Source organism: Moorena producens PAL-8-15-08-1 (assembly GCF_001767235.1).
Classification (GTDB): domain Bacteria; phylum Cyanobacteriota; class Cyanobacteriia; order Cyanobacteriales; family Coleofasciculaceae; genus Moorena; species Moorena producens_A.
In genome coordinates this window covers 5,750,556-5,765,069 of sequence record NZ_CP017599.1, presented here as the reverse complement: position 1 = coordinate 5,765,069, position 14,514 = coordinate 5,750,556, and the positions used below count along the sequence as shown (strand labels likewise).

At 40.8% G+C, this 14,514-nt stretch carries 11 protein-coding genes; 2 read left to right on the top strand and 9 right to left on the bottom strand.

Annotation, left to right across the window (positions count from 1 at the left end; all coding sequences use genetic code 11):
• Positions 1–338: 338 nt before the first annotated feature.
• From BJP34_RS21095 to BJP34_RS21085, 3 genes are all read right to left on the bottom strand, one after another.
• On the bottom strand, positions 339–1,562 hold the full coding sequence (locus tag BJP34_RS21095) for a glycosyltransferase family 2 protein (protein ID WP_070394038.1): 1,224 nt from the start codon (positions 1,560–1,562) through the stop codon (positions 339–341).
• Between the two features lie 360 nt (positions 1,563–1,922).
• Positions 1,923–2,966 (bottom strand): glycosyltransferase family 2 protein, encoded by a 1,044-nt coding sequence (locus tag BJP34_RS21090; RefSeq protein ID WP_229423954.1) that lies wholly within the window; start codon positions 2,964–2,966, stop codon positions 1,923–1,925.
• 367 nt (positions 2,967–3,333) lie between these two features.
• Positions 3,334–4,920, bottom strand: a complete 1,587-nt coding sequence (locus BJP34_RS21085; protein WP_229423953.1) for a cellulose-binding protein — start codon at positions 4,918–4,920, stop codon at positions 3,334–3,336.
• A 587-nt stretch (positions 4,921–5,507) separates the two neighbouring features.
• Here BJP34_RS21085 and BJP34_RS21080 point away from each other — a divergent pair.
• The gene (locus tag BJP34_RS21080) at positions 5,508–7,175 is read left to right on the top strand and encodes an alkaline phosphatase family protein (RefSeq protein ID WP_070396799.1); all 1,668 of its coding nucleotides are present in this window, start codon (positions 5,508–5,510) and stop codon (positions 7,173–7,175) included.
• Positions 7,176–7,505: 330 nt separating this feature from the next.
• On the opposite strand, the gene BJP34_RS21075 is transcribed toward BJP34_RS21080, so the two are convergent.
• From BJP34_RS21075 to BJP34_RS43945, 3 genes are all read right to left on the bottom strand, one after another.
• On the bottom strand, positions 7,506–8,657 hold the full coding sequence (locus tag BJP34_RS21075) for a glycosyltransferase family 4 protein (RefSeq protein ID WP_070394037.1): 1,152 nt from the start codon (positions 8,655–8,657) through the stop codon (positions 7,506–7,508).
• A gap of 178 nt (positions 8,658–8,835) precedes the next feature.
• Entirely contained in the window at positions 8,836–9,867 is a 1,032-nt protein-coding gene (locus tag BJP34_RS21070; RefSeq protein ID WP_070394036.1) for a GNAT family N-acetyltransferase, read from the bottom strand.
• A gap of 191 nt (positions 9,868–10,058) precedes the next feature.
• Entirely contained in the window at positions 10,059–10,253 is a 195-nt protein-coding gene (locus BJP34_RS43945; RefSeq protein ID WP_158517356.1) for a hypothetical protein, read from the bottom strand.
• Between BJP34_RS43945 and BJP34_RS49215 the strand changes: the two genes are divergently transcribed.
• The gene (locus BJP34_RS49215) at positions 10,240–10,362 is read left to right on the top strand and encodes a hypothetical protein (RefSeq protein ID WP_267876332.1); all 123 of its coding nucleotides are present in this window, start codon (positions 10,240–10,242) and stop codon (positions 10,360–10,362) included. The two genes, BJP34_RS43945 and BJP34_RS49215, sit on opposite strands and share 14 nt — an antisense overlap.
• 144 nt (positions 10,363–10,506) lie before the next feature.
• On the opposite strand, the gene rffA is transcribed toward BJP34_RS49215, so the two are convergent.
• The 3 genes from rffA to BJP34_RS21055 form a co-directional block, all read right to left on the bottom strand.
• Positions 10,507–11,649 carry a dTDP-4-amino-4,6-dideoxygalactose transaminase gene (rffA, locus tag BJP34_RS21065; protein ID WP_070394035.1) on the bottom strand — a complete coding sequence of 381 codons (1,143 nt, stop codon included), beginning with the start codon at positions 11,647–11,649 and terminating at the stop codon, positions 10,507–10,509.
• Positions 11,650–11,782: 133 nt separating this feature from the next.
• The gene (locus tag BJP34_RS21060; protein ID WP_070394034.1) at positions 11,783–12,970 is read right to left on the bottom strand and encodes a glycosyltransferase; all 1,188 of its coding nucleotides are present in this window, start codon (positions 12,968–12,970) and stop codon (positions 11,783–11,785) included.
• A 758-nt stretch (positions 12,971–13,728) separates the two neighbouring features.
• Positions 13,729–14,352 (bottom strand): hypothetical protein, encoded by a 624-nt coding sequence (locus BJP34_RS21055; RefSeq protein WP_070394033.1) that lies wholly within the window; start codon positions 14,350–14,352, stop codon positions 13,729–13,731.
• Between the last annotated feature and the right edge of the window lie 162 nt (positions 14,353–14,514).

Here is a 14,514-nt window from a genome sequence, read left to right as displayed (position 1 = left end):
AAATCAATTTGATACCAATTATTTGAATTACGGCTACAGATAACTTTAATCTTACCATCTCCTCATATCGATCTGTAGTCCGACTGTAAATACTTGGTAATATCCACCAGTTTAATTTTAGTTAATTATACACTTATGATCCTACTATATTTTATAGTATTTATGGGCAAACTATCAAATAGTTATCTCCAAAATAGGTAAGCCCAAGGATACTTCCGTGGGCTAAATTATGATATTAAAAATTTAATTAACCCTGACTCTCAAACAATTACTTAAGAATCCTATACCTAGGCTAAAGAAGAGACCAGATAATGATCTCTCCTAGTAGAATCAGTTGATTACGATGATGGGGTATCGACTGCATCTCGTTCTGTGCGAATCCACTTGGTCTGAGGTTCCACCAGAAAAGCCAGATAGAGAGGAATTTTCCACAGAATGTAAATTGGGACAGCTAAGAGCATCAGGATCGGAAAGTCTGCTCGGCAAAATTTAGCCCAACCTTCAACAATCGCAATTAACAGCAGCACCCCTTCTATGAGTAAGACAATAGTACTTATCCATGATCCTCCTAAGGCTACCCCGAGTAAAGATCCCCCTGTAGCAGCCACCCAAATTAGAACCAATAGGGACAATGGTGGCACACATAAGTCTAATGCGATCGCTAATAGGTCGAAACGTCTTTGACGAAGAGACTCTTTGAGCAACTTAGGAACTTGGTTGAGCAAAGTCTCGATATGACCATGCTCCCAGCGTGACCTTTGACTTTTTGCTGAAGCGTCTTTCATCAGACGACCTGTGACTCCTGCTTGTTGGCAATATATTGGGGAATGTCCAGTGATCGCTAAATCCAAAGCCAACTGCATATCATCAACTGTTTTACTGCCAGCCAAACAGATTTTGCTAATCACTGACCAGGGGAACGCCATTCCTGAACCTGTTAACAAACAAGGTAAGCCCAGTCGATGTAACCCACTCGGACGGACTGTATTTTTGAATTTCACCGCCAGGGTAGAGATCAAATCCTTTACTACCGGTTTGTCTGGTTGTGTCATTAAGTAAGTTGACTGAACCGGTCGTTGTGTAGCGATCGCAAGGCGGGAAATCCGTGAAATTGTTCCTTCAGCAACCATACAGTCTGCATCAACCACCACCACGACATCCGGTGGATTAGGCTCAATAAAGCCCATACCGAAGTCTAAGGCATATCCCTTACCTCTACGCTCATGATCCTGTCGTTCAATTACAATAGCGCCAGATTTCCGAGCCACTGCTGCCGTGTCATCAGTGCAATTATCAGCAATGACTATTAGTTGGTCTTCCTCTGTAAGCTGAGGTAGTAATGTTTCCAGGGTGGCACTGATATCAGAGGCTTCATTGTGAGCTGGAACTAAAACAGCCACCGTTGGTCGGGGTTTGCTAGCATCCCACCATGGCTCAGATGCCTTAGGCAAAATTGCTGCACTACATTCAAGAAAAAGAACTGTAATTGGAACGATCAGGGCAAATGCTATTACCAAGAATGGAATATCAATCAATGAGATTAATGGCTGATTAGCTAACACAATTGAAAATCCTTAAAGCTTAAACTAAGTTATTTTTTGAGGGAACAGGGAATCGGGAATCGGGAATCGGGAATAGGCAAGATTGAAAAAATCCGGTTTATCTCATACTTATGAAAAACGCTGTATATTACATCCACTAAATACTCGTTATTTTTGGGGTTTTAACCATTTATAAATTATAGAATTTTAGATAAAAGTGGATAGATTAAATCTCCAAATTAAATAACTATCAAGTTTATAGATGTTTTAAAATCTCATCATATCTGTTTTATAATGTTCCCGATTCCCGATTCCCGATTCCCGATTCCCTGTTCCCTTTTTCTATCAATCCTTTGTTCACAACTCAAATACAAACGCTATCTAACTGTTACTATTAAGTACAGTTTTGTACTCAACCAAATTACTACGCTGTCCTAGCAATCGATTTAGGTGAAATTGAATCTGACCTTGGACTTGAGGAAACTTGCCGATCATGCAAGAGAGACTATAAAGTAAAGCATCTGTTGAGCTCAAACCTGTCTGGGACTTATGACGATAGATCCGGTAAGTCATCAGAGGATAACCCAGTAACAGCAATAAGCTCAAGCCATGGGTGAGCCATGCGATCGCAAATACTAACAGGGGTAAGAGTAACCCCCAGAACCAAATGCTCCGGCTTTCTTTCACCCAATGGCGTTCTGGAGTGTGACCGTGTAACCAGGCTCCCTCAGCGTAAGCATGACCTGCTCTCAAGAACCGCTTCCAGCACTGACTAAAACGAGTCATTTGGGCATCATGCCAAGTCATTTCAGCATCTAGGCGCAAAATCTTCCAACCCCTCTGGCGCAGCCGCAAGCACAGTTCCGGTTCTTCACCAGCAATTAGGCTAGAATTAAACCCTCCGACTTGTTCAAAAGCTTCTGTGCGCATCATTGCATCACCACCACAAGCGGAAGCTTCACCCACTGGTGTATCCCACTCCATGTCGCACAATCGGTTATATATAGATTTTTCAGGGAAACGCTCTCGTCGGCGACCACAGACTACAGCGACATTAGGGTTGGCTTCCAGTTCCCCTTGAGCATAGTCGAGCCATCCCCCTACTACCTCACAATCCCCATCCACGAATTGGACAAACTTAAGATTTGGCTCTAAATGTTTGAGATAGATATATCCCGCATTCCTAGCACGAGCTGCAGTAAACGGTTTAGATAGGTCGAGTCCAATCACCTCTACCCCTAAAGAATGAGCGATTTCCACACTGTTATCTGTGGAGCCAGAATCGACATAAACCACACGAGCGGCGTTCTTAATTACAGACAGTAGACACTGACGTAGGCGTTCACCTTCATTGCGTCCAATCACAACTAATCCAATTTGCTTCACACCTTGGGGTTTGTATTCTACAGCTGAGAGAGTGTTCATCGTTTAACTGCTTTGAGAATTTAGCTCTTTTCTTGGACGAGGCAAGGAATTGAAACGCAGAGGTAGCACTGAAACGCTGTTTCCCTGTAAGCATATGCGCTACTTGAGGTGCGTGCGCGTTCAACGGTCAGCGGTCAGCCGTCAGCTTATTTTATTCAAAAACACCGATTGCGCTACGCGCACGCTGCGCGAACAGTAGTGTGGCCATAAGTTTTTAGCTGATAGCTGATAGCTGATAGCTGATAGCTGATAGCTGATAGCTGAATGCTTATGTTTCCCTAACGCTATCGTTGTTGGTGAAAGATTTTAGCCAGATTAAACTGTAGCAGATTCACCCTTGTACAGCTTTCTAGGGAAGTTTACAGAATCAGGAATTTTGATCGATAAAGTCTATGAGAGCATCATACTTGGGTGAACTCTTTTGGTATACATGTTCTAAAGCACCCCAGCTCCCCCATTTAGTCGGCTTCTTGATATCAGAAAAGTGCATAAATAAGCCACCGTTCTGATTCTTCCATTCATTCAGGAGTTGTGTATAAATTTTGTACATTTCTGGATCTCTATTAAGCTCAATGAAAAACTCAGTTAGTTTTTTATTATCGGACTTGACAAGATGTTGACCACCTTCGTAAACCACTAACTGTAGTTTTCTCTTAGCTGCTACTTGTTGATGATAGTTAAAAATTTCATCAATATCACTTAAACTCTCATAGTCTTCTTCTGTGGGAAGTAAACCCCCGGATTTGATCTGCTTAAACGCTTTTGACACTCCGCCATCGGGTTCATTCAACCAAGATTCTATGGTGCTTTCGTTTTCTTCCGCGTTTAAGCTGCCATTAAAATATCCCGCGATCGCAAAAGCATCAATACTATGTTGATAACAAGGAGCATTACCCTCTGCTACCCACAGAGGACAATCCAAAGCAGCATTTTCCAAACCAAGCCATACGGTATGGGTAGCCATAACAGACACAACGTTATTGCTGTCACTACCAAATACCTTTTTCCAAATATCAGACATTTGAGCAGTACGCATGCCATACCATTGCATGTATGCATCTCCTTTATCCTTGCCCCACCTAGCTTGACCTTGAGCTAAGGCATAGTTAGCTTGTTGGAATTGCCAATTCCACACTTCATTAGACAGTTCCACATAAACTCTTAGATTTTGATCTAAGGTATCTTTAACTATTTGGGCAAAATTAGTTATATACTCATCTGTAGCTTGATGGGGCATATTAAACCATGGATCAGCACCAATTCGATTGGCCAGTTTAACCATGATTTCTACAGGTACACCTTTACCGTAAGCGTAGGAGGCATCATCTACTTTTGGTCTATTTGACCATTCCCCTTGCTTAGAATGATTGGTTTCCATCCAGTCCATAAAACGGATGGCTTTAAATTTTTTAATTTTATTGATGAATTCAGGATTAAATAGTTCAGACTCGTAAGTATCTTCATACTTAGCTTGAACAACACGAATGTTGCGAATATAATTACCCGTTTGATTAGGATCCGTAGAGGTAATTATTAAATAGATACTAGCCCCGGATGGTGTTACATTAATTACATCTCTTCCTGGCCTTGACGCTACCTCATCTTTAGTAGCATCAAACTTGTATTCTATAGTGCCTTCTCCATCGTATAAAACCACATACTTTCCAGCTGGATAATTTTTCATCCCTGTAAAAAGTAGTGTAGCCACACGAGTATATTCAGGAGGAGCTTCTGGAGCAGGTAAAGACTTAACCCAGCCCTGTTCGTCTAAATCCAGTTTATCGTATTCCTCAGTATCCCACGAACCACTACAGCCTGTTTCTCCAGAAACACATTGAGTAATCCATGGTCTCGAGGATTTGAAGGCATCTAAGAAAGGAAGTTCAGTTGACCAATCAGCAATTCCATTAAGGTTAGTTCCTAAGTTACTAGTTTTAACCGGATAGTTGGGCAAGGTTGAATCACTTAAATAACTAGTAAGGTTTTTATAAAAATTTTCAGAATATGTTGGATTAAACGCAATGACTAAACTGAGGCAAAAACTAAGAAAAAATAATATAAACTTTAATTTTTTTTTGGAACCTATACTGTACACAAATTTTAACTATCAGGGCTATAAAAAAAACTGACTTGATAATGGGATGTTTATTGGTAAGCTGACTGCACCTCAAGTAGCGTGCGTGGCACAGGCTTCTAGCCTGTGATAAGTGCGCATTAGCTTACGGCTTACATGGCTGGTAATTATCAACACTAATATATACTGGAAAAAATCCAGTTATCCGGATTGTTTATAAAAAATTTTTTCTCAAAAGTTTATCATATATAACTTTCAGTTAATCTTGTTCATAAATTTATATAACCATCAGGATTTTGGTCAATCCATAGGTAAAAATAAAAGTAGGGGTATACCGGTAAACCTTAGCTGTTGTATAAGATAGACCAAATCGAGTTTAATGCCACTCTAAGACTTGCCAAGATTCACAAATGCCCCTGGTTAAGTTGCAGGTTGTATCTCCAGTATTAACATTTAGTTTCAGAGAAATGAAAAAGCCTGTTATTGCCATTGGACTAGATGCAGCTGAGCCGTCTGTGATTGAGAAATGGATGTCTCAGGGACATCTCCAGACTATGCGTCGTCTGCGGGACCAGGGAACCTATGGACGCCTGAAAAACTTTGAAGCGTTTAGTGCAGAAACGCCTTGGACAACATTTTTGACTGGTTGCTCACCTGAAAAAACTGGGTTCTGGTCTTTCTTAGGATTTCGAGAAGGTACCTATGATTTCTACACCAAGGCAGCTTATGACTATAATGAGTATTCTCCATTTTATGCCCTGGGTGAAGATTATCGAGTGGCCGTCTTTGACATGCCTCAAGCTCGGCTCTCTGACAAGGTAAATGGTCTCCAAGTTTTAGCTTGGGGAGCCCATTCTCCTCAAGTAGATAGCGGGTCTTTACCAACTTCACTGTTCCAAGAACTGGTTGACAAACATGGAGAACACCCAGGGCTCCATAACGACTATTCAGTGTGTCTCGATTTAAAGGCAACACTCCGACTTCAGAAAATTCTCGAGACAGGGATTGCCCGTCGCGCTACTATTTGTCAAGATCTCTTGCAACAAGAGTCTTGGGACTTGTTTTTAACAGTGTTTGGCGAAGCCCATGCACTGGGTCACAATTTCTGGCAGTTGAGTCAACCGGAGCATCCTCTCTATGAGGATTTGAGTCCCCGTGTTTCAGGTGATCCCATGCTCGAAGGCTTTCAAGCCATTGATCGGGCAATCGGCAAGATTTTAGCCAAAGCACCAAAGGATGCTCATGTCGTCATTTTCTCCGCTCATGGCATGGGTCCTAACACCATGGATGTGCCCAGCACCACCTTCCTGGCTGAGTTTTTATATCGCCATAGTTTCCCAGGCAAATTTGCCCTCGCTAATGGGGGTGAGTTGGGAACACCCCTGGAACCAATCATGACCAAAATGAAATGGAACTATTGGGAGCGACATCTGTGGGGTACTAAGTATGACCCTAATCCAATTAGACGGTTTTTGAGACGAGAAACTCCCACCAAGCTTTTCGAACTAATCGAGCCATGGTTAGATTCTTCTAAAGAAACAGATCTGATCTCCCCATTCAGGCTCACTAAGGAAACCGATGTAGTACCTTACCAACCAGCTTCTTGGTATATGCCGCTCTGGCCCAAGATGAAAGCGTTTGCCCTACCAAGCTTTGCAGAAGGATATATCCGCATCAATCTTCAGGGACGAGAACCACAAGGATTGGTACCCCCATCGGAGTATGATGCCTTGTGTGATGAACTGATCCAAAAGCTTTACGCTCTTAAAGATGCCCGGAAAGGTGTACCGATGATCAAGGACATCATCAAGACACGGAAGTCGGCCAGTGATCGAAATCCTAAGCTGTCTGATCCTGACTTAGTAATTGTCTGGCAAGATGAGTATGCCACAGATGTGGTTGAAAGTCCTGATGTCGGACGTATTGGTCCTGTACCCCATTATCGTGCTGGCAGCCATCGCTCTGAGGGATTTATCATCGCTAATGGTCCAGGTATTGCGTCCGGTGTTGATTTGGGAAGGGGTCATGCTCTTGATCTTGCCCCCACAATTTTGCAATTGATGGGTGCACCAATTCCTGAATACTTTGACGGTAACCCACTACCATTGCTAGCAAAAGAGCTTGTAAACGGTTGATATGCTTACCGGTGGATCTCATATTTGACAATGTTGCTAGTGGTGCTTCAGGGCAGCGTTCATGTTTCGCTCAAGCGCCAGGGTTAGGTTGCTGCCCTGAAGCACCACTGCTGGGTCAAACAACTTTTAGGAGATGCACCCTATGCCTACCGGCTTAAAGCGTGGTCACAAAGCTTGGCCTCATAGTTAAGTCTTTCTAAATTATAAATTAGGCATAAAAGAAAGAGGGGATGAGTAGATTTTTCCCCTCTTTCCCCTCTTCACTTTCTTCCAAATCTCACAACTCCGACACGGATTGCTATATATAATCCGATTGACCAGGGGTTGATTTCAATTCAACATGCTGATCATCACACCATGTATAGCTTCTGCCCATTTATCCCAATTGAGACACTGATCGTATTGTTCTCGAGAAGACTTGACTAACTGTTCATAGGCTGCCCGATCACCAAAGTTCTTTGCTATCAAACTAGCATACTGATCACTTGAGGCAGATAACGGTAACATATAACCATTTTTACCGTTTTTAATAATTGTCGAGATTCCTCCGACATCAGTTGTGATTACAGGGAGACCAAATGCATTAGCCTCACAAATCACAATTGGTGAACAATCAGCACGAGTGGGAAATATAAAAAAATGGGATTGCAAAAATAATTGATTAAGTTCCTCTCGTTCCTCAGGAATATTTTTATTCAAAAAAGGAATGACCTTTAGCCGCTCATGCTTAATTTCTTCCGGTGGTATACAACCAACCATAACTAGCTCAGCGTCAATTCCCATACTCAGCAGAGATTTCAAAGTTTGAAAGGCAATATTTCCACCTTTTCTCTGCCAATCTTTACCAATAAACAATAAACGGCAACGGGAAGCCTTAGATTTATAAAATAGTTGATCTATTGAGGGGATATTATCTAAATTAGCTCCAAAGGGAATCACTTTAACTTTTTCTGGCTCTGCCTGATAGTCATTAATGGCAGATTTGGCCGCCCATTCTGAAGAATAAACTACTTTAGTTGATTTTGATAGTGCAGAAGTTTCATGTTTTTCAGCTAGGTAAAATTCTTCTAAGGTTTCGTAACTTTTATAGTACTCATTGTTGATCAATTTCGGAGTAGCATCGGATAAAAAAAGAATAGGAATCTTAGTTTCAAGAAAACTTAATTCTCCTGAAGCAACCGGACAAAACAGTAGATCACATGGAGTTTCGGTTAACTGTTTTTGAACTGTAACTATGAAGCGTTTGAGCTCTTGATTGTGAGCGTGAGACTTTCCTAAAAATAAATTCCTTAATTTTATACGCTTTACTAGCTTATTCCAATAGGATTTATTATTCGATATTTCTTTCGGATTGCCGAGATTAATCAACTCAAGGTCTCTTGATGCCAGAGACTTATGCATATAATAAAGTATGCCAGAAAAAGTATTTTTGTCTAAATAGTTCTGAAAAGAGAAAAACCCAACTCTCAACTGCTGATTCATCGGTGTTACAAAGGTTGAATCTTGCCATCAAATGTACCGCTTCAATTATAGCTCAGGATTAAGTGATGATTGGATGTTGAACCATGACTATTATTAAAATAAATGATAATTTATTAATTTTCCAGGATTTTGCTGGTTAATGTCATGGTTTTTAGATATAAAAACTAAACCATTTGGCCTAGTTAGCTTTAGGGTAATACGGCATTATGATTTTCTTTAAAGGTTTTAGGGGTTTAACCATACGCCTCAACTTATGATCAACATAGATCATATAACAGTCAAGAGGCTCGGCTCCAAAACTTTTCTTAAATGCTATAACTCCTGGCAATCCACCACTAGGATTAAAATCAAACCAAGAATATCCTTGTTCACAAGAATCTTTGACAATTTCATGCATAACTAAGTTAACTGGTCTTAGATTCAAGTATTTTTCTAAGGATGAGCCATGCCAATACACCACATGTTTTTTGGCGTAGAAGCATAGTGCTCCGCTGATAATTTGGTCTTGATAGTGGGCTACCCAAAGCTTAACGTTAGGTGAATTACGTTGAAAAATTGTTTTAAAAAGTTCCCAACTATAGCTACCAAGACTATTATCTCCCCATCGTCGTAATGAATCTTGATAAACTTGATAATATTCCCACCATTGATCTAGGGTAGATGCTGTAGTTACTGAAACTCCTTCCTTGATGGCTTTTCGGACTTTTCGAGCCATAGAATTACCGCCCTTTTTCCAAGTTTTGGAAATTGTCTCAAAACCCACGTCTAAGTTAATGGCGTGAGTTGTATCCTCCTCTTGTTCACTGACACAACTTAGGGCTACAGCTTGACTAGCTAGTTCATTGTAAGGATTTACTCGCCAACTTAATTTACCCCAAAAATTTGTATCTAGAAATTTAACGATTAAAATGGCATGGTCAATGGTAAGTTGGTCGGCAGAAATCCATCCTCCAAAGGTTCCGTCTGGTGAAGATGAGTATTTCTTGATAAATTTCTGATTTCCAAGTTTATATGAAAGGGGAATTAAAGCTTTTTTTTGATCTGAGAATAGGATGATTAGAGGATTTGGGTGAATTTCTCCTTGAGTATAGGTATTCCAGATTTCCGCCCATTCTCTTGAATGAAAATAAGTTGAATAATTGCATTGTTGCCAAATTTCATCCCATTCTTCATAATTAGCGAGATAGGTTTTAGTAATTGATAGGCTCATTGACTACTCCTATAATTATTTTTTGTGATACTAAGTATTAGAAATACCCTAGTTAATTGCTTGATTAATCTTGACCAAAGGTAAGACAAAGTAAGCGTTCGCGAACGCTTGAGTATTGGATTTATAGATTTAGATAGCTGGGCTGATTTTGGCCTAGGCGTTGCTTAATAATGGAATGATTTTAAGAGTGTTTAGGTGCGCGCCTCCAAGGCCGCGAGGGATTGCTCGCGGCCTTGGGTCGCACCTGTGGAATAGGCATCTTGCCGTGGAAGCGATGCAGCGCGGTCTTGGGGGTTTCCCCCATGAGCGACTGCATCAAGACACTGGCATCTTGCGTGGAAGCGATGCAGCGCGGTCTTGGGGGTTTCCCCCATGAGCGACTGCATCAAGACACTGGCATCTTGCCAGTTTCATGCTTATTTACTGGCATCTTGCCAGTTTCATGCTTATTTTCGGGCGGGCAGGATGCCCACTCTACTGCTATTCATTATTTGACTGACGCAACGCTTTTGCCTATCTATTTATTTCAGGACTTAGGCAGGAAGTATACTTGTAGGGTCTCACTCTGGACCCTACTATTTATAGTGTTTGTTACCGAGTTTTACCTCAGTTATGTATGTCTTAGAGTTCTGCTAGAGTTCAGAAAAATTTCTTGATTGATGCCACAACCCTTGCTTGGTCAGCCTCAGTCATATCGTTGTAAAAGGGCAGACGAAGTAAGCGATCGCTTACATCCTCAGTCACCAAGCAGTCTCCTTCTTTGCCCCCAAACTCTCGTCCCATATCAGACAAGTGCAATGGCAGATAGTGAAAAACGCTGTAGATGCCTTGAGCTTTCAAGTGAGCAATCAAGGCTTGGCGCTTCTCTAGGGACGGTAAGAGTATGTAGAACATATGGTATGCCTGGTCACAGTACTCTGGCACAATTGGCAAGCGGATACCGTACTCCGGTGCCCAATCCTTGAGATTTTCGTAGTAGTACTCCCAAATTTGCTGTCGCTTGCTCTGAATCTGTTGGCGACTTTTTAGTTGAGCATACAAGAAAGCTGCGAGTATGCCTGAGGGGAGATAACTTGAACCAATATCTACCCAGGTGTACTTATCAATTTGACCGCGATAGAAGCGAGTGCGATTAGTGCCTTTCTCGCGGATAATCTCAGCACGTTCGATATACTGGGGGTCGTTGATCAGCAGTGCGCCACCTTCTCCACAAGTAAAGTTTTTAGTCTCGTGAAAACTCTGGGTAGCTAAACAACCAAATGTACCTAGATACTTGCCTTTGTACTTAGCAAATAGCCCATGAGCATTGTCCTCAACAACTGGTATACCATAGCGCCCAGCAATCTCCAAAATAGTATCCATCTCGCACGCGACACCGGCGTAATGTACAGGGACAATGGCTTTGGTGCGGGGGGTAATCAGTGATTCTAATTTCTCTTCGTTTAAATTGAGGGTATCCGGGCGGATGTCGATAAAGACAGGTTGAGCACCTCGTAAGACGAAGGCATTAATGGTAGAGACAAAGGTGAAGGAGGGAACAATGACTTCATCCCCTGGTTGGATATTTAATAGTACTGCCGCCATTTCCAGAGCATGGGTGCAGGAAGTGGTTAGCAGAACCTTCGGCACTGACAATATTTCTTCGAGTAGAGCATGACATTGTTTGGTAATAGCACCATCACCGGAAAGATCCATGTTCTTGATGGTCTGTTGGATATAGTCAAATTCCGTTCCAACAGTAACAGGGCGGTTAAACGGTATTTTTGACAAAGTAACTTCCATTGTTAGTTAGTAATGATTAGTTTCTACTTGGTATTAATCCGAACAATTTTTAAAATGCACCTTAAATCCTATAGATTAGGAATTCTTTATCTGGCTTATTATTTTTCCTAATCATAATTATTATGAAAAATTATTAGGGAGATGTTGAGTTGTAGCGCCCTGAACTTAAGCGATGATCAATTAACCACTGTTCATTTTCTGGTGAGTCATGTAGCCATCGCTGAATTAGGTCAGCAAATTTTACTGGAAGCTGCAAACTCTTCCAGGTTTCGTAAGAGGCTATAGACAGATTATGGTAAAGATCTGAATCTGAAAGCAGCTTTTGAATAGATTCTGCTAAAGCAACAGAGTTGCCAGCTTCGAAAATTTTCGCACTGATGCCATCTTTTAGTTTATTGATAAACATCGGGTGATCTGAAGCAATGATTGGAGTTCGAGCGCAAAGAGCATGAGTAATTGCCAGTGGGAAACCCTCTGGAAATTCGTGGCGACTAGGAACTAATACCAGATCAGATTCTCTCATCAGAGGGACTACGGTCTTATTTGGTACTATCCCGAGAAACTCTACACAGTCTTCGATGTGTAGCTGCTTAGCTTTATTGACAAAGAAACCTGTTTTATCGTTACCAGCTATCTTCAATTTGATTGGAAACTTATTAGCTTTTAATTTAGCGATAGATTCTAATATATCGCCAACCCCTTTAGCTTCAATCATTGACCCAATGTAAAACAGTTGCCAGGGCTTAGCCTGTGCTGGTAGAGTTTTTGGTGACAAGGATTCTGGGGTTTCAGTAACAATAAAGGTCCAAGGAATTATCTTGTCAGATTGGACTCCTATCTCCTGGAGTACTCGGGAGGAATCAATACCATAACTACCAATCCATTGGATTCGATCATTATTTAATAATTGGCTTAGTAAATAATTACGAAACTTGTTAAGCACCTTTCTGGTGGGAATAGATTCAGCAAATAGGGCTAGGGTTGGAACATTATTGTTAATTGCCCAACGAAAAACGTCCCGAATGGGTGTGCGAAGAACTAAATGAGTGGGATGGTAATCTTCAATCAATTGGATTAACTTTTTAACATTAATCTTTCCATCAAACCCTGCACCAATGGCACGAACTCCTTTTTCCAGTAGCTGATTGTAGGGTTTTTCGGTCATACAACAGAGAGTTGCAACTTCCCCAATTTGTTTGCCAATTTCAGCTACCGCATCTACAGAATATTTCTGAGCATAGTATGTTTCAGGTCCACCGTTAGCTAAGCGTTCAAAGGCTTCACGGTAATCTCCAGCATACTGAATTATCAATAAGCGCATGAAATTAATTAAATTATTTTAAACATTTTGAATTGAAAATATTTGAGATTACTTTGTATTAAAAATACCGATTAATTATGGGATAATTAGCTTATAAAATATCTATTTAAAATCTTTACTATAATCAAAAATTAATATTAATAAAAAAGATATAATAAATGCTACTAATTGAGTACCTAAAATATAAACTATTCAATAAAACAATGAAGATTATTTAAAGCTAAAATCACCTATTAATTACCTAGAAAAAGATAAAAAAATCTAGATATCATCAGGGATAATTATCAATACAATATTAATTAAATAGATCCGGATTATTGATACTTTTTTGAAAAAGAAATAAAGTCACACTGACTCTGATGCTCTATACAGTAATTTTTGTTAAAGCTAGTTATAGGGTTTTTATATGGATTGTAAACACACTTGTTGCAGAAATTGCCTGGCAGAGAAGAGGCAAAAAGCAACCGAGGAAAGAGAGCCGGAGTTTTATTTGACAATAAAAAAAGACATCTTATATTTACATATCATTTGGAAAACCTATCTTGATTAGTGGTTAGTTTATTTTTTTAATAACTAATAAATCCTCAAGGAATAACCCCTTCTAAGGAGGTAATTAATCCGATGTTACTTGAAGTGATAAGCACATAAAACTGCCTATAGTTGGTAACTATAGGAAGCTTTGGTGGAGAAAAATTAATGCACCATAGACGATGGACAATTACCAGCTTCCCTTAAGCGTAAGGAGTATACCATTGACCTTAAAGAGGTTTGAGAGTATTAGCCAAAAGTGTGATCGCATCTTTAACGTCTCCCTGAGCTGATTCTGTGGTGCAAATTAGCATCACCACCACATTTTTACCCAGCTGACGCGCCAAGATCACTCCACTGACTGGCTGAGTCTGACCACCTAGGGTTAAGCTACCTCTCCAAGGAAGAGACACCCCTCCTGGTACTGGCTGAAAATTACCGGTTTGAAATCCTTCACCCCGCCTAAACTGTTCAATAGCAATCTGTGCTAGGGAAGCGTTGCTTAATGGACGATCTGTCGCTCTTTGTTCTACAAGCACCGTGTAGGCTAAGTTACCATCGGGTGCTTCAATTAAGGGTAAACCACCTATGGTACTAACCTTATATCCTTCCAGTATACCCACCTGAAAGCGCTTTGTGAGATCTTTATAAGGTTCTTGATTAAGTCTTAAAGTATCGGCTGAGGTATCAGCAGTAGTGGGCGCTGCTAGGGCAGACAATTGAGCTTGAGCTGGTAATGATTGTATTGGTATAGTCAATTGCTCAGGTTTAGACCCTGGGGTGCGCCCCCCAATTATTAGTAATAGGGTAGTTAGCAGAGTTAGACCAATCAGCCAAAGTTGGTTACGTTTCATGGAATTATGCAGGAGAAATTATGAAATATCAATTACAATTTTTCCCATTTCAGAATGTAGGGTGCGTTAGGGGCGGGCTCGCCCTAATTTTCCACTTCGTAGCCAGCGTTGGAATAGTTCGCCCCGTAACGCACCACCAAGTAGAATTTAGAATTTATAATT